The sequence below is a fragment of the Ruegeria sp. BA12 genome, from assembly GCF_056539625.1.
On record NZ_JBQFVF010000007.1, the window covers coordinates 71,568 to 88,832 of the forward strand.

Annotated in this window: 13 protein-coding genes; 2 read left to right on the top strand and 11 right to left on the bottom strand. The window is 54.1% G+C overall.

All coding sequences use genetic code 11. The features are described 5' to 3' along the window. Positions 1 to 612 precede the first annotated feature (612 nt). The 5 genes from ACR0B0_RS14255 to ACR0B0_RS14275 are packed head-to-tail and all read right to left on the bottom strand — an operon-like array spanning position 613 to position 6,568. A complete protein-coding gene (locus ACR0B0_RS14255) occupies positions 613 to 2,124 on the bottom strand; it encodes an AMP-binding protein (RefSeq protein ID WP_480648324.1) in 1,512 nt (503 codons plus the stop codon). Next, entirely contained in the window at positions 2,121 to 3,542 is a 1,422-nt protein-coding gene (sauS, locus tag ACR0B0_RS14260; protein ID WP_170351244.1) for an acylating sulfoacetaldehyde dehydrogenase, read from the bottom strand. Before sauS ends, ACR0B0_RS14255 begins: the two co-directional genes overlap by 4 nt. 58 nt (positions 3,543 to 3,600) lie before the next feature. Further along, positions 3,601 to 4,560 (bottom strand): Bug family tripartite tricarboxylate transporter substrate binding protein, encoded by a 960-nt coding sequence (locus tag ACR0B0_RS14265; RefSeq protein WP_480648326.1) that lies wholly within the window; start codon positions 4,558 to 4,560, stop codon positions 3,601 to 3,603. 44 nt (positions 4,561 to 4,604) lie between these two features. After that, positions 4,605 to 5,060 carry a tripartite tricarboxylate transporter TctB family protein gene (locus ACR0B0_RS14270; protein ID WP_480648328.1) on the bottom strand — a complete coding sequence of 152 codons (456 nt, stop codon included), beginning with the start codon at positions 5,058 to 5,060 and terminating at the stop codon, positions 4,605 to 4,607. After that, positions 5,057 to 6,568: a tripartite tricarboxylate transporter permease gene (locus ACR0B0_RS14275; protein WP_480648330.1), complete on the bottom strand. Its 1,512-nt coding sequence runs from the start codon at positions 6,566 to 6,568 to the stop codon at positions 5,057 to 5,059. Before ACR0B0_RS14275 ends, ACR0B0_RS14270 begins: the two co-directional genes overlap by 4 nt. A 113-nt stretch (positions 6,569 to 6,681) precedes the next feature. On the opposite strand from ACR0B0_RS14275, the gene ACR0B0_RS14280 reads away from it, so the two are divergent. Further along, the gene (locus tag ACR0B0_RS14280; RefSeq protein WP_480648332.1) at positions 6,682 to 7,710 is read left to right on the top strand and encodes a LacI family DNA-binding transcriptional regulator; all 1,029 of its coding nucleotides are present in this window, start codon (positions 6,682 to 6,684) and stop codon (positions 7,708 to 7,710) included. Between the two features lie 666 nt (positions 7,711 to 8,376). Then, a complete protein-coding gene (locus ACR0B0_RS14285; RefSeq protein WP_170351239.1) occupies positions 8,377 to 8,796 on the top strand; it encodes a hypothetical protein in 420 nt (139 codons plus the stop codon). An 830-nt stretch (positions 8,797 to 9,626) separates the two neighbouring features. On the opposite strand, the gene ACR0B0_RS14290 is transcribed toward ACR0B0_RS14285, so the two are convergent. From ACR0B0_RS14290 to pdxR, 6 genes are all read right to left on the bottom strand, one after another. Continuing rightward, the gene (locus tag ACR0B0_RS14290; RefSeq protein ID WP_170351238.1) at positions 9,627 to 10,031 is read right to left on the bottom strand and encodes a universal stress protein; all 405 of its coding nucleotides are present in this window, start codon (positions 10,029 to 10,031) and stop codon (positions 9,627 to 9,629) included. A 10-nt stretch (positions 10,032 to 10,041) separates the two neighbouring features. Then, a complete protein-coding gene (locus ACR0B0_RS14295; protein ID WP_170351237.1) occupies positions 10,042 to 11,349 on the bottom strand; it encodes a TRAP transporter large permease in 1,308 nt (435 codons plus the stop codon). Positions 11,350 to 11,503: 154 nt separating this feature from the next. Further along, positions 11,504 to 12,553, bottom strand: coding sequence for a TRAP transporter substrate-binding protein (locus ACR0B0_RS14300; RefSeq protein ID WP_170351236.1), 1,050 nt, complete (start codon positions 12,551 to 12,553; stop codon positions 11,504 to 11,506). 76 nt (positions 12,554 to 12,629) lie between these two features. Next, complete coding sequence (locus ACR0B0_RS14305; protein WP_170351235.1) at positions 12,630 to 13,136, bottom strand: TRAP transporter small permease subunit; 507 nt, start codon at positions 13,134 to 13,136, stop codon at positions 12,630 to 12,632. A 565-nt stretch (positions 13,137 to 13,701) separates the two neighbouring features. After that, entirely contained in the window at positions 13,702 to 15,204 is a 1,503-nt protein-coding gene (locus tag ACR0B0_RS14310) for a CoA-acylating methylmalonate-semialdehyde dehydrogenase (protein ID WP_480648334.1), read from the bottom strand. Positions 15,205 to 15,383: 179 nt separating this feature from the next. Continuing rightward, positions 15,384 to 16,829, bottom strand: a complete 1,446-nt coding sequence (gene pdxR, locus ACR0B0_RS14315; protein WP_170351233.1) for a MocR-like pyridoxine biosynthesis transcription factor PdxR — start codon at positions 16,827 to 16,829, stop codon at positions 15,384 to 15,386. Positions 16,830 to 17,265: the final 436 nt, after the last annotated feature.

Consider the following 17,265-nt stretch of genomic DNA (forward strand, 5'->3'; position numbering starts at 1 on the left):
AAATCAACGTCTGGGAAACTTGGACCAGTCAGATGAAGCTGCTCAACAGTATCTCCAACCGCCGATATCAAGCTGACTTTGTGTTGATCCTCCCCCTCTGAAGTGGTCCGCCGCTATGGTTAAGAAAATGGAGGAACCACATGGCGAACAAGCGACCGAAGCCGGAAGAGATTGTCTCACCAATCAGGTGGCCCAACAAGAATTGTCGGAGTACGTAAATAATGGGACCGAATAATTGAGACTCGTCACCCATTGAATTCAACACCTTAAGATTTTTGCGCTTTTTGAATGCTTCTACAGCGACTTGTCGGCTGCAGCCTCGGGTCATGTTGCGTACCTCGTTTGCGACAGCCGCAGCTGCCGCATCACCGGTTTCGATGCCCTTGAGAAGTTTCTGGATCAGGTCCCCTTTCGAAGCCACAGAAACAATTCACACATTCTTACGCGAAAAATAATATGAGTTGCCATCTTCGGTATCAGCCAATCGAAACGAAGTCACTGATTACAAGCTGGGACTGAGGTTCAATGTCGTCAAGTGACAACTCTGTTGGTGCTGCAGCGCGGCTTCGCCAGCGCGAACACTGGTAATCTAATTAACGATGTCGCGGATGTTCAGGTAGTTGGGTCACCAGCTCTCTCGTTAACGATCTCAAGTATACGGTTTCGTTGGATTTTCCCAGATGGCCCTTTTGGCAGTTCCAGCAGAAAATGAACGCGATCGGGCGATTTGAACCGGCCGACCTGCGCTTCGCAAATTTTCGATAGATCCATAGAGGTCACTTGAGACCCCTCGCGAATTGCAACAGCGGCTTCTACGGTTTCACCATAGCTGGCGCAGGGGCGTGCGAAAGCTGCCGCTTCGACAACGTCTGGGTGGGAATAAAGCGCTTCATCGATCTCACGCGGCGCGATGTTCTCACCGCCTTTGATGATCAACTCTTTCAAGCGTCCTGTCACAAAAACATATCCGTCCTTGTCCATGCGCGCGAGGTCGCCGGTGCGCAACCAGCCATCAACCGTAAACGTTCCCGACGTCGCGCGGGGGTCCTTGAGGTATTCCAGCATCACATTGGGACCACGAATGACCAATTCGCCTTCGGTTCCGCGCGGCACAGGTTGAAGACTGGCGTCCAGGATTGCCGCTTCGTTTCCAAAGGCAACCCCGGGCGACCCGATCTTACGAACACCCGGAGGCAGCGGGTTCGACAGAATCTGCGCCGCCGTCTCAGTCAGGCCCATCGTTTCTATGATCGGAATTTCGAAGCGGTTTTCAAAACTGCGCTGAACGTCCGGCGCCAATGCTGAAGATGCGGATCGTCCGAAGCGTACGCGCTGTCGGGTATTGGCATCCGGACTGGTGTCCGAGTGCAGCAGATGAGAAATGATGGTTGGTACCACCGAGAACCAAGTTGCGCCGACCTTGCCAAGATTGTCCCAGAATCTGCTGGCCGAAAACTTTTCGCACATGGCCAGCGAACCACCCGATACCAATGTTCCCATCACCGTCACGCACAGCCCGTTTATGTGGTAGATCGGTAAGACGCAAAACCCGCGGTCAGCGTCAGTCAATTGGTGCGCGACCGCAGTTGTCCAACCGCCCGCCAACAAGCTGGCGTGAGTGTGAACTACCCCCTTAGGACGCCCGGTCGTCCCCGAAGTGTACATCAACAGCGCATGACTGCTTGATGAGATGCCATGCAGGTTGCTGCCGGTGTCTTTGGCGTCCGATACATGCAGCGCTGTAATCGCTGCCGGATCGGCTGTTCGGGCAAACAGGTCCGTTTGGTCGGAATGCACGAACCCATAACGTGCATCGCTGTGCTCCAGAGCATAGGTAACGGCGCTGTCTCCGGCGACGAGGTTGATCATCGTTGCCCGAAATCCGCCATAGAGAACACCGAACAGAACCTCCAACGCTTCGCGACAATTTGGGTAGAGGATGGCGACACTTTCGCCTTTTTCCACGCCCAGATCGGTCAACATGACGGCAACACGACGCGCGGTTTCGCGCAACTCGCTCCAAGTCAGGTCCGCCGTGCCGTCCGGGAAGACGAAGCCGGTCCCACCTTGGATCGCACGGTAGTCCAGCCAATCACGGATGGTGCCTTCGGGCGGGTTGGTCATTGTCCGACCTCCGACCAGTAGGCCCCGAAAATCTCATCAAGCCCGGGTTCGCGCGGCGGCGTTTCACGCACAATTTTCGTGGTCTGGACGAAGTGACGCCAGTGCAAATTGGTGTCGATTGAGTTCTCGCCCCAGCTGCCGCAGCCCATCGACAGCGAAAAAGGCATCCCGTTGGTAAAGCTGCCGCCAGTGGCAAAGGTATGTGCTTGATTAACGATCACCCGGCAGGTGGGCAGATCACGCCCCATACCGATGGCACGCGCATCGTCATTCGTATGAATGCCAACCGAATGCCCCGCCCCTTGATGCGCCAGAATTCGGGTTGCAATTTCCCTAGCGTCGTCGAAATCCGCCGCGTGATAGAGTGCCAGAACCCGACTGAGTTTTTCGCCAGACAATGGATGATCCGCGCCGATACCGTCGGTCTCAACCGCAAGAAACTTGGTTCCTTCAGGGACTTTGCCTGCCATCCCCAAGGCGTCTAGCATCTTGTCGGCGTCCTGCGCGATAACGGACCGGTTGAGGTGACCGTCAGGCCAGAGCCGCGCGATGATACCGTCTGTTTCCGAAGACGGTACCAGAACGCCGCCTTCGGTCGCCATCGCGGCGACGAATGCGTCATAAACCGCATCCACCACGACCAAAGCATTCTCGGAAGAGCAGGACGTTGCATTGTCGAAACATTTAGACGCCGCGATCTTGGCTGCGGCATCTTGCAGGTCGGCGGTTTCGTCGACAATCACAGTTACGTTGCCAGCGCCAACCGCCACCGCAGGCGTGCCGCAGGACTGCGCGCGCTGGACGTTGTTTTGACTGCCAGTGCAGATCACCCGATCAACGGTCTCCATCAACCGCTGGGTTTTCGCCTTTGACCCGGGCGCTGCGATCATCTGGACCAGATCACAATCCAGCCCCAGTTTGTCAAACTCAGCGTGGATGTAACCCACTAGCAGCTCACAAGAAGCCACACCCTTGGGCGACGGTGCCACCACGATGGAATTGCCACCCTTGAGCGCATTGATGATGTTGTTCGCGGGCGTGGCGGCAGGGTTGGTCGAAGGGACGACCGCGCCAATGACCCCGATCGGCCGGGCAATCTCGGTAATTCCGGTGGCCGGATCGTCGCTGATAATGCCCTGGGTTTTAACGCTCGCGATATCCCGCAACAGGCCAAGTGTCTTGCGGTGGTTCTTTGTGATCTTGTCGGGCACATTGCCCAGTCCGGTGGTTTCGACGGCTACCTCGGCAAGCGCCCGATTGCGCGTCGGTTCCATGATGGCCCAGCCCGCCGCCAGTGCCGCTTTGTCGTAAAGCGACTGGCTAGCACCGGCTTCAAAAGCCGCCTGAGCTTTTCGCGCGCGTGCGACAATACGATCTATTTCAGCAATTTCGGGGGAAATCCCGTCCTGAGCGTTCATCTTGGTCCTCGAATGGTTGTTCGGGGCGGACCCGTTCCGCCCCGCTATGATCGCCGGATCAGAGGCCGGCCAGCAATTCGTTCAGTGTCTGTTGGCGTTGAGCCCACATTTCGATCACTTCGTCCCGTGTCATGATGTGCATTGGCGAACCGCCTGCCTCCATCTTTTTGGCGACGCGGGAATTGGCGAACATCTCGGGCACGGTGGCGGCCAGTTTCTCGATCACCTCCGGCGGAGTTCCTTTGGGCACCATCACACCCCGGAAGTTGACCGACGAATTGTCGACCTCGAGCCCCTGTTCCATCATCGTCGGAACATCCGGCAGGAAGGCGTTGCGTTCCAGATCGGCGACGCCCAGGATTTTGACGTTACCCGCCTCTTGGGCGCGGAACGCGTCAGACAGGTTGTTGATGCCGCCCATGACTTCGCCCGCGATCACCGCTTTCATTGCTGCGGCCCCGCCACCTTTGGTCGGGATATAGGCCATTTTGGTCCCGGCGGCCTTGTCGAGTTGCAGTGCAGCAATGTGGTGGCCTACAAACAATCCTGCACCCGAAACGGTCAGTTTGCCGGGGTTTTCCTTCGCAAAGGCGACAACATCCTGCATTGAATTAAATTCACTGTCCGCACCAACCACGAACACAGCAGGATCGGCCCCCCAATTGGCGATGGGCTCAAAGCTGTCGGTCGAGTATTCGACGCCGCCCTTGATCGATTGGGCGATGAAGTGGGGAACGTTGTAGGCGGCCAAAGTATAACCGTCCGGGTCGGCCTGCGTGGCAAACCAGTTCCAGCCAACGCGACCACCTGCGCCGGGTTTGTTGATGATGGCAATGGGCATTCCCAGCGCATCCTCGTTCCCGGCCGTCATGGTGACGATCCGCGCCTGAAAGTCGGTTGCACCTCCGGCCCCATAGCTGACCATCATCATCAGTGGTCGTTCCGGGTATTTCTCGGCCATTGCCTGGCCTGTCAGGCCAGCCAGAACCAGTGCGGCCCCTGCGATCAATCGTTTCATTTTGCGTTTCCTCCCTGATTTGGTTCACCCGCAAATTGCTGCGGTCAGAACAGAATTTCCCTTGGGGTGTAGACGTTCAGAAGCATGGCGAAGAGCCCGTACATCACCGTCACAAACACCACTGTGATGACCCCGCGTTTGATCCAGCTTTTTGCTTCGGCATGAGGCGCGGGATCGTAGATCGACAGCAGGACAAAAAAGGCGATGGTCGTAGCAGTGTAGAACCCAAGCGTTTTTGCCGCCCAGAACACGTAGATCAGCGTGATGATCAGGCCGGGCAGCATGTTGATGAACATGGCGCGCGTCACGCCGTTTCCGACCTTGGACAAGCCCATCAGGGCTTTGCCAAATGTCCAGCCGGCCAGAACCACGAAAACAGACGCGATAAGGCGCGGGAACAGAAAGGCTTCGGCCGGTTGCTGGGTATAGCTGACCCAGGCGACCCATAGTCCAACCGCAAACACCAAACCTGATCCGAGTACATGCTGCGAGCGGTTCATGCCTGCGCCTCCTCTTTGGTGGTGTAGCGACGGCTGCGCAGCTCCATCCAGACCGAATAGGCGATCGAGGCCAGCACAATGACGATCAGCAACAGGTTCAAACCGCCGGTCAGGAAATACGAAGCCTTGCCAACGGTGGCGTCGGCGATCATTCCGCCCTGAATGAAGTTGGCCTCGGCGATGGGTCCAAGGATCAGCCCCAGCACCAGGGGTGCGGCAGAGAATCCGAAACGTTCCAGAAAGAACATGCCGATGCCAAGACAGGCCATGACATAGACGTCGCCCATCGATCCCTGCACCGAATAGGCCCCAAAGACCGACAGCGCCAGCACGATGGCGGCCATGACCGATTGCGGCACCTGCGCCACGCGGGCTGCTAGCCCTGCGACATAAAGGCCAAAGATGCACATCAGTATCTGCCCGATCAGCATCGAGTTGATGAAGGTCCAGGCGACATCGGGGTGATTGTCGAACAGGTCTGAGCCAGGGAAAATACCGTGAATCAGCAAGCCGCCCAACAGAACAGCGGCGGTGGGGCTGCCGGGAATGGACAGCGTCAGCAAAGGTACCAGAGATGGGCCGACCATGGCATTGTTGGCGGATTCCGCAGCGATCACTCCTTCGGAATGACCCGTGCCGAACTTGTCTTTTTCAGCCGAGAACTTTTTGGTCTGATCATAGGCAACAAGACCCGCTATTTGTCCGCCGACACCCGGGATTAGGCCGATGATTGAGCCTGTCATCGTTCCGATACCCAGCGCACGGGTGCGGCTGAACAACTCTCGGAATGCCGCGACGATCGAATGGCGCTGCACTTCAATGACCTCGGCCCCTGCGTTATGGCGCCCCTTGGCGAACATCGTCAGCACCTGTGGGATTGCAAACAGGCCGATCAGCGCGGCAATGATGTTGATTCCACCACCCAAAGCGGGGTGAAAGATGAAACGCTGCGCCCCCATGATGTCATCAAAGCCGATAGTGGCCAGCCACAAGCCGATGCAGCCTGACAGTAGCCCCTTTACCACCGACGCGGAGTCCAGGGTCCCGATCACCGTCACGCCCAGAATGGCCAACCAAAATAAATGCGAAGGACCGAACGCCAGAGCCCATTTGGCCAAAACGGGGGTTAGGAAGATCAAAAGCAGAACCCCGAATATTCCCCCCACCGCCGAAGCCAGAAACGAAAGCTGCAAAGCGCGCGCACCTTGGCCTTGTTTGGCCATCGTATGCCCGTCCAGTGTTGTGGCGATATTGGCAGGCGCGCCGGGGATCTTGAGGAGAATTGCGCTGACTGCCCCTCCGGCCACGGTCGATGTATAGGCGGCTCCCAGCAAGATCAGACCCTGCGCCGCCTCAAGCTGGAAGGTAAACGGGATCAACAGCGCGACAGCCATGGTCGGTGAAAGCCCGGGCGTGGCACCCAGAATCAGGCCCCCAATTGTACCGCCGAGCAGCAGCATGAATGACAGCGGGGTAAACACGTCTCCGAAGTAATAAACGAATTCCATTCAGGGCCTCCCAACCCGTCGGTTCATGTTTTTACTTTTGTTGACAAATCAGGTTAGGCAATGAAAATAGTTTTGCAAATGTTTTCATAAAATCGACCAAGTGGAAGAAAATTATGTCAATTTTTCAAAAGGGTAAGGTGGATATTGTGGCAGTTGCAAAGGCTGCAAAAGTCTCTCCGTCCACGGTGTCACGTACCTTTAATCACCCGAATTTGGTGAACCCAGCGACTCGCAAAAAGATCAACCGAGCGGTTCAGAGACTGGGGTATATCCGCAACCGTGCTGCACAGACGATGCATGGCAAACGGTCCGGGACCATCGGCCTAGTTGTGCCCACAATCAACCATGCCATTTTTGCTGAGGTCATTCAGGCATTCTCGGATTCGATCGACAAGGCCGGCTTCAGCCTGTTGCTGGCGTCGCACGGATACGATCTTGACCGGGAATACGCGATGGTTCGCAAGTTGCTCGAGCATCGTGTGGACGGGGTTGCGCTTGTCGGGTTGGAACACGCCGAGGCAACCGCCCGCCTGATCGAACAGCAGAAAATTCCGGGGCTGGCGATATGGAACTACTCCGAAGATTCAGACTTGCCCTGTGTCGGGGCAGACAATCTTCTGGCCGGGCGACTTGCGACCGAGCATCTTCTGGCCTTGGGGCATCGGGACATCGGACTGATTTTTCCCAAAACCAATGGCAATGATCGAGCGCAGCACCGGTTCACAGCCGTACATGATACGCTCGCGGAAAGGGATATTTGCCTTCCGGACAAGCGAGTTTCCGAAGCGCCCTACAGTGTCTCGCAGGCAAAGCAGGCTGCCATTTCCCTTTTGACGGAACATCCGCGCCCTACGGCATTGTTGTGCGGAAACGATGTTATTGCACAGGGTGCCTTGTTTGCCGCGCAGAGTCTGGGCCTGACCGTTCCCGAAGACCTGTCGATTATCGGCATCGGCGATTTCAAAGGGTCGTCAGACGTCGAGCCGGGTCTAACGACCATTCGTATTCCGGCAGAAACCATCGGAACGCTGGCGGGGGAAAAGTTCACCGACTACATTACCTCAGACGATCCGGAGCCATTCAGAGTCTGCTGCGAATTGGAGTGCATCGTCAGAGGAACAACGGGTCCAGTGACGATTTAGCGGCTATTCAAGGCAATATTTTTTGCCCCCGGAAAATTCTCGTATTGAGCGTTTACGGGTGTGAAGGTGTGAACGCCCCTGCTGGTCGCGATGAACTGATAGCATATTGGCAATTTTCTCGCTTTAAGTGCTTGCGTTGTGAAAACAGCTGCATGAGCGCCGGATAGTTCGCTTCCGCGCAGTAGAAAAGTTATGATTCACACAGACTGTAGCAATTCATTAGCCGAGTAGTTGCACCTCTTGGACGCCATGCGGCGGCGTTACGCTCCAACTGTTAGCCTCAGTCCTAAACTTTGCGCTGCTTTATAGTAGTCTTGAAGCCACCTGCAGAACTGGTTCACCTCGTTTCGTTTTTCCGAGGTGACCTGAACGACCAAAAAACACTGCGGGCGTAGGCAGCCGATCATCGAGTTGAGAGACCAGCAGTCCTTATTTGATGTAGCTGCGCAAAAAATCCTCCGAGATAGTCGCCGCGCCTTGGCCGCGGGAAACGATCTGCAAGGCAATCAGTGAAGAACCCACCTTCATGGCAGTGTGGTCCGGCAACTCTATGCCAGCATTCCCCGCCATCTGATCCCAGTCCGCCTCTGAGCCGATGATCTGGACAGCCCGTTCGGCCAATTTTTTCAGGCACAGGTTGCGACTGAGCGAGGCGGCCAGGCTTGGATGGCAAACGATTTCGGCAAATTGATGCCCCAGATGGCGGATGTCGCGTTCGGCCCGGTCGCCATATCCGGCATACTCGGAGTTACCATTTTACTTTGGGTTACAGACAGCTGGCATGGAATCGCACCTGCGTGGATCGCACTTGGGGCCGCTCTGATCTGTGCATTACCTGTAGTCGGTGTCATCCCCTTCAGCGATCTTCCTCAGAAAGTAAACATTGCGCCAATCTTCTTTGTGTCCGGGGTCATTGGCTTCGGAGCTGTGGTTTTTCACTCCGGAATAAATGCCTGGGCCGGAGTGTATCTGGTGACCATGTTCATGAAGCAAACCTTTCCAGCAATACGGCAATATTTGCCTCTCTGGCCGCCATCGGATCACTGGTGGCGGTGTGTACGACGGTTCCGACTGCGCCAGGTGTAATGACGCCACTGGCAGGACAATTGGCAGAAACCACTGGCTGGCCAGTTGAGTGGGTCTTAACGGCGCAAGTTCCAACATGGATTCTCGTGCCGTTTCCATACCTGGTTCCGCCTTTGCTACTGACAATGTCAATCGGTCGAATTTCGTCAGCGCAGGCGGTTCGCCTGCTGCTAGCTTACTTCCCGATTGGAGTTACCCTGCTCGCCCCACTTCATTTCCTTTGGGCTAGGTCATTGGGTTTCTTTCTATGAAAACTTAGCCCACCCGTGCCAGAAGCAATCATACCGATAGAGCCAAGTTCAATCATGTACTAACAATCAACTTAAACCAGTCAGATGAGGCTGCTTTGGTTGATTGAAAACCGGGGGATCAGGGCCTGCCTTTCAGCATGGCGTGCATAGGCGCGATCTGTGCGCTCCTGAAACTTTAGTCTTCAGCTTGGATCAATGATCGGTCTATTCGCTGCGCAGAATACACGAAAACGTAGATCCGCAGAAATCTCCGTGCCGTGAGCGCCACAAAGGAAGCTCTCTTGGTCTCTTTCCAAGCATTCCCTACCTGTCAACCGAAAGTCGCGTTCTTAAGTTTTGGAAATTTTGGCCCGTTTCCGGATCTCAAAGACTCGAAAACCTAAGTAACTGAATCTGTAGCATGCGCATTCTCAGTAATTAAGCGATCCGACAAGAACTGTTGGCTTTCAATAAAATGAAACCAAGCGCCTGAGAGTTTTACATTTTTCAATACAGTACTTTGAATGAAAAAAGTTTCCGGCCCCTCCCCAAGAGGAACCGGAAACCCCATCTTTTGCAACCAATTGATTTTGCTTGACCTTATCTAAGGACCACCACGCTGCAATTGGAATGCCGTACAACCCTGGCGGCCGTAGATCCCAGTAGTAGGTCAGAAAGACCGGGCCGGTGTGAGGACACGACGACACAATCCGCCTTGTGCTTTTCCTGCCAACTGAGGATTGCATTGGTCGAATGTCCTGACACAACATGAACATCGATCACGTCCGATCCCAGCTCTGCCGTCAAAGTATCCGCAAGCTCCTCAATTGCTTTCTTAAGCTGATCCTTCGGAAAATATGACGCCATGTAGGATGGCAGCTCTTCCATAATGGACAAGACCGAAATCCGACCACCGTCCGCCAACAGTTTTTTAGCTGCTTCTATGGATGCCGAATACTCTTTCTCATGTCCGGGAGCTACGGGGACAAGTATATGTTTGAACATCTGATATCCTCTATTTCAGCGCGTTGGGCAGCCAGGTGGCGATTTCCGGGAAGATGAAAATCAACGTGAGACCAACGAATTGAAGTACAACAAAGGGTCCAACCGAGTTGTAAACATCGCCCATACTCACGTCCTTGGGCAAAACGCCCTTGATCCAGAACAGAACGAAGCCGAATGGAGGGGTCAGATAGGCGATCTGAATGTTTACGATGAACAAAGCGCCGAACCACAGTTTGTCGATCCCTAGTTCATCAATGATCGGGATGAACAGTGGGGTGCAAAGCAGAATGATGGCCCAGTCATCCATGACCATACCCAGGATCAAGATGATCAGCATCATCATCAACAGGATGCCTGTGCTTCCGCCTGGCATAGATAGAACCAGATTGGTCAGAAGGTCCTGGCTGCCTAAGGTATTGAACACGTTGAGATAGACAGTTGCGCCAATCAAGATCCACAGGCCCATACCGCTGAGCTTTACTGTCGACACCAGCGATTCAACCAGAACTTCCTTGGTCAGTTTGCCATAGATGAAGTTGATGACGAATGCGCCCGCAGCACCAAACGCAGCAGCCTCGGCAGGCGTTGCGATGCCGCCCCAGATAACGCCCAAAACGATCACGATCAAAAGGGCAAAGGGCCAGATACTGAGCACGGCGGTGAGTTTTTCACTCACCGTGAATTTCTGATCTGCCGGCAGAGCGGGCCCAAGTTCCGGCTGAATGCGGCAACGGACACCGATGTAGATGGTATAGAACATGGCAAGCATCAGACCCGGCATCAGACCGGCCATGAACAGGTCACCGATGGATACTTTTGCCAAAAGACCATAGAAGATGAACGGAACGCTCGGCGGGATCAGCGCGCCCAGAGCGCCACCTGCCGCGATACATCCGATGGCGATCCTACGGTCATAATTGTATCGCATCATCGAGGGGTATGCGATCTGCCCCATGGTTGTCGTCGCAGGTGGCGTGATGCCAGTGATAGCTGCGAAAACGGTACAGACCTGAACCGTTCCCATCGCCAGTCCGCCATGAACATGACCAATCAGCTTATAGACAGCGTCATAGGCGGCCTCGGCTATTCCGGAAAATCGTATCAAGGATCCCATGAACAGGAAGAGCGGCACGGTCACCAGAATCGAACTCCACGGAGTCGAATAAAAGGCACTTGGCACCGACAAGAGCGCTCGCGGTTCTATGATCATCGCGAACAGTACGGCTGTACCGCCAAGGCCAAATGAGACCGGCAAACCCATGAAAAGAATGGCGAAAAGCACTATGAAGTACAGCGCTGTGATAAGTTCAAGGCTCATTTTTTGTCTTTCCTTAGCACGTGGCAGCCTAGGAACGTCGGCTAATGCGCGGTTCCAAATGCCGTATTGTTGGCGGCATTTTCCGGGGCACCGCTGGCTCGTTTAACAAGCCAGCGGTCATTTTGTGCGTCACGTATGACGAATTTTCGGTGGATTAGTTCCCTGCAGCTTTATCTTCGAGGAACTTTTTGTAGATTTCGACGCCTTTGGCGTTTCCTTTAGATGCTGCAGCAACTTGGGGCCAAACTTCTGCGATGGACTTTTCACGCATTCTTGCCACTTCTTCGTCGCTCAGCATGATCACTTCGCCACCGGCATCGCGCAGGATTTGCAGCGCTTCTTCAACGCCTTCCGCGTGCATACGGCTGGTTTCAAAGTAGGTTTCTTCGAAAATACCGTCGATTTGCTCACGCTGCCAGTCCGTCAGGGCATTCCAGCTTTGCAGGTTGATGAAGATTTCCTGGTGCTGTGCGGGGTTCCAACCCGGCATGATCGCGTAGTCGATCACTTCCTGGAAAGACATGTCGTCGATCCCACCGGTATCCCAGTAGGTGCCTTCGATCGTTCCCAGCTTGATGGCAGTATAGATTTCACCACCGTTCATGGAAACGGGTGCACCGCCCATGGTCGAGTGGAAGATCGCCTGAGGACCACCTGCGCGCATTTTGTGGCCTTCCAGGTCTTCCATTTTTTCAACCCGGAATTTGGTGAACATCGCGTTTGGACCTTGGTTGGTCCAACCAGCCCAGTGCAGGTTACGCGCGTGGGCAGCTTCCTGAACGATATCGCCGACGCGATAATCAGGATTTCCCCACATCACTTCCCATGCTTCTTCGGTGTTGTTGGCGCCCATTGCCATACCGAAAGCCAGCATGCCTTCCGGCATGTCACCACCATAGACGGATCCCCAGCCGGCATAGCCGTCTGTTTGACCGGCTGCGGCCGCAGAGAAGGCCTCGGCGCCGCTTACCAGTGCGCCAGCAGGCTCGACACGGATTTTAACGGTACCTTGTGTTGCTTCCTCAACGGCTTCAACCCAAGGAATCAGGCCGTTGTCCCAACCAGCGTCAGTTTGGTCAAATGCCGGCTGGAAAACCCATTCTGTTACCTCATCCGGCGGGCCGTCTGCAGCGAAAGCAACGCTTGCGCTGGTGGCAAGAGCACCGGCCCAAAAGGCTGTCTTTATGGATTTTTCAAGTTTCATTTGTATCCTCCTTGTTTGTAGAGATGATTTTTTTCGTTTTGATCTTGTTCAGATTAGGACGTCGCCAGGTTTCGGCTTACGCCTCATCAGGTTCGCCGCCGAAGATTGTTTGCAAATCCACAAGAAGCTTCTTGATGACGATCAGCAGAACAAAGAACCCGGCGAGTGGGATTGCAAATTTGATTGGGTAGATCGGAATCGGCACCGATGTCGGCGTCCACTGGTTGAGCATCAGTGAAAGCGAACCCGCTTCGTATCCTTTCCAGATCAGAGTCACCAGAAAGAGGATCGCGATGGGCGCGGTCAACACATCTAGGATCGCCTTCTTTCGCGTTGTCGCATTCGCGTAGAAAAGATCAAGCTTCACAAAGCTATCATGCTGCAGCGAATAGATACCACCCACACATGCCAAAAGCACCATTGCGGCCTGCAAGGTGGTGCCGATCCATTGCGATGGGTTGTTGAGCAGGTAACGCATGAAAACGTCGGAAACACCAAACGCCATGCAGTACAAAATCAGAAACCATCCGATCCAACCTGCGAATTCGGATATGGCCCCTGTAAGAGCTTCAAGTCCTCGCATCAGCACGCTTTGTCCTCCCCGTGAAAATGCCTATTTTGAACAAGGCGTTGCAATGACTTTGCAGACCCAGCTCTGTCTTCCCTAGAGGAATATGATGCGTTCCCTACGCGAGCAGGCGCAACCCCTCATTTCGCAGAAGGCTTGCATCGTCCTCCTCGGGTCAAGTTAAGATTATGCAGGCCAATAAGCGAAAGGCACAGATCGATGAAAATATGGGCACAGATCAATCCAATGCTTATCACATTGTAAAATAACAATATTATTCGATATCGACTTGAAATTAAGCGGGTAATTTCAATGTCGATGGTAACAGTTAGCGCCCGTCCAACGCACATTGCTTCAATGGATCGACCAGACGGTGGTTCTTCGTCGTCCTGTTGCAATCCAAAGATGAGATTCAGAAAAGCAATAGGATGCTACACAGATTTTGCGTAGGCACGTGTTAGTGTTTTCACGAGGCCTTTGGGATCAACTTCAAATAATAGAACCTCGCCGGAATATGACGTGGCGCCTCAATGTCTCGATGCGAGAATTTTAAGAATGGCCGCTCAATCTCAGCCTTGGCTCAGACAACTTTTCCGCCGGTAATATCGAATTCAGCCCCCGTGCGAATTCCGGATGGCCATCTGGTTGTCATGGTTTTGAGTCGGGTATTGAATCGCACCCCTTCCATGCCGTGGATGTGATGGTCGCCGAACAAGGACCGCTTCCACCCTCCGAAAGAGTGATAAGCGACCGGAACCGGGATTGGCACGTTTACTCCGACCATACCTATGCGCACGCGCGCCCAGAAATCACGCGCAGCGTCACCGTCGCGGGTGAAGATCGCCGTCCCGTTTCCATATTCATGATCGTTTATCAGACCAACTGCGTCTTCGTATCTGGCAGCTCGCACCACGGAAAGGACCGGACCAAAGATTTCATCCTTGTAGATGGGCATATCAGGCGTCACTCGGTCAAACAGGCACCCGCCGATGAAATAGCCGGCTTCGTACCCCTGTAACGAGATTTCGCGCCCGTCGACAACAAGCTCGGCACCCTTTTCAAGACCCTGTTCAATATAGGAATAGATGCGGTCGTAGCTTTGCTTGCTGATCACGGGACCAAGTTCTGAGGACGGGTCGGTAAATGGCGCAACTTTCAAAGCCCGCACCCTGGGTGCCAGTACGTCGATCAGCCGATCTGCTGTGTCTTCACCAACGGGTACGGCAACGGAAATGGCCATACATCGCTCACCCGCAGAGCCATAGGCCGACCCAATGAGCGCGTCCGAAACCTGTTCCAAATCCGCATCCGGCATAACGACCAGATGATTTTTTGCGCCGCACAACGCCTGCACGCGTTTCCCGTTCGCCGAGCCACGCGAGTATATGTAACGCCCAATTGCCGTTGAGCCGACAAAGCTGACCGCTTCAACCAATGGATGATCCAAAAGCGCATCCACGGCCACTTTATCCCCATTCACGACGTTGAAAACGCCCGGTGGCAACCCGGCCTGCGCCAGTAATTCCGCGATGCGCATCACGACCGAGGGGTCTTTTTCGGAAGGCTTCAGCACGAAGGTGTTTCCACAGGCAATGGCCACCGGATACATCCAAAGCGGGACCATGGCGGGAAAATTGAAGGGTGTTACACCTGCAACAACGCCCAAAGGCTGTCTGACAGAAAAACAATCTACGTTTGCTGCAACGGCCTCTGAATACTCGCCTTTAAGAAGCTGAGGAATCCCACACGCGAATTCGACAACCTCGATACCGCGCGCAATCTCGCCTCTTGCGTCCGGCAGAGTTTTTCCATGTTCTGACGACAGCAGTTCAGCCAGTTCATTGGTATGTTTTTTGAGAAGATCGCGAAACTCGAACATAACCATCGCGCGTTTGGCAGGCGGTGTTGCAGCCCAGCCCGGCGCCGCCTCAGCCGCTGTTCTAACGATGGTGTCTACGTCTTCGACAGAGGCCAGCGTTGCCTTTCCGGTCACCGCCCCGGTGGCCGGGTTTACAATTTCAGAAATCCTGTTGCTCGCACCTGGCCAGAATTCGTTGGATACAAAGTGCCCCAGAATATTCATCTCTCACCTCGCTACATTCGACCTGACGGACCTATGGGCGCGGTAAATCAACAAAAAAATAACTTGCTTTCGCGTGGGCAAGTGACTCGATCAGACCAGCCCGATTGGCCTTGCCCATCAATAAAGGTAAGTTTGTTGGCCTGTTGGATAGACACAGATGAATTTAAGTGTGGGCACAGCTAGAGCGCATCAATGGCGCTGCGCAAGGTGCGAAGACCCTGTTCGATATTGCCTGCCGGAACGGCGGAAATGCCAAGCCTGAAGGTTATTTCACCCTTTTTTTCATCAGAAAAACAGACGCTAGACGGCTCGATAATCACGCCCCTTTGACGTGCAGCTTCCGCGATTTGATAGGCGCTGTGCCCTTGGGAGCTGCGGAAGAAAAAGTTCGTGCTGCCATATTCGTATTGCAACTCGAAATCGGGAAACAGCTCTTGGATGACCTGCGATGCGACGTGCCAGCGTTCGTTGAAAATCCGGTGCATCTTTGCCCGGTGCGTCTCATGATGACCAAAACGCAGGAACAGAGATGCGGTGTGTTGAATGACGTGAGGTGGATGGCGGATCATCATTCCGCGTAGGGCGCGCGCTTCTTGCACCAGAGATTCCTGGGCGACCAGATAGCCCAGCCGCAGACCCGGAGCCAAGCTTTTTGAAAGGCTGCCAGTATAGATCACCCGCCCCTGAGAATGCCCACTATACAAAGGAAGCAGACTGTTCTCATCAAAGTCCATGTCACCTTCATAATCGTCTTCGATAATCAGGAAATCTTCCTTCTTTGCCATGTCCAGCAGCTGACGTTTTCGGGTCTGCGACATAGACAGAACTGTTGGCATCTGACGGTTTGGCGTCACATAGACCAGATCGCATCCGGCCAGTCTTTCATCGACAACAAGACCCTCACTGTCGACGGGGATGAACCGGACCTCATCAAAGGTCTGTTCGAATATGTTACGCGCGTCGGCATATCCTGGATCCTCAATTGCAACGACGCGGCCAAAGCCACGCAGCAAAGCCGCCACTATATAGATGGCCTGCTGCGCACCCATGGTAATCAGCACGTTTTCAGGCTTGGCGACGATGCCTCTATGCGGCAACAACCGGCTACAGATTTGTTCAACAAAGGTGTCGGAATCACGATACTGGTTGTCACCTGTCCAATTGCTGAGGTCGCGCATGTTCAACGCCAGTCGGGAACATTCACGCCATTCAGCCAAAGGAAACCTGTTCGAGGCCGCCTGATTGCACACGAACGGGAACTGATAGTCCGGCCAATCCGCAGGCCGCGTGATACAGCCTGCTTTGGATGGTAAACGCCTTCTGGTTATTCTTTCGACGATGTTCGGGAAATTCGCGTTAATCTCTTGATCTGCCTTGGCCTGCGTCCGGTTCAGATTGAGAGAGACATAGTAGCCAGATTTTGGCTTCGAAATGATCGTACCTTCGTCAACAAGCCTGGAATATGCACCCAACACCGAGTTCACAGACACCTTGAGATCACGCGCAAGTGCTCTGCAGGAGGGCAATTTCGCTCCATTTTGCAGTACGCCGCTTGAAATCAAATAAGCCAACTCTGCGCGTATCTGATCGCGTATACCTAATGCGTCATCGCGGTCGATGTTCATCACATTGACCAGATTTGACGCCGAACGCTGTGCATCGGATGCCTCTGGTTGATTTTTGCAAGAGAGATTTTTGCTCATCGTGAACTGGCCATTTGATCAAACACAAGACGCATGATTATTGTGATCCTGCATCCGAGTTTTGGGGGCTACGCGAATTGTGTACGTATCCCGGAATATAGAAAGCCTCTGGGCTTTCCATTCTCAAAACCGACATCCGACAAAGGGTAGCGCCTTGCCAAAGCATTGTGGATGGACAATCGAGCTCTGTTCAGGCTGATCAATGATGTGATTGCCCAGCTTGAAGTCAGAATTGCCCCACAAACCGCAAATCGCCGACGATAAAGAAGGGCTTGAACAAGCCTGAAACAGGTCGGCCAGTGTATTCCCGTTGTAAACTGGCAATAGCCTGAGATTGCCTGGTTCCATAAACACTCCT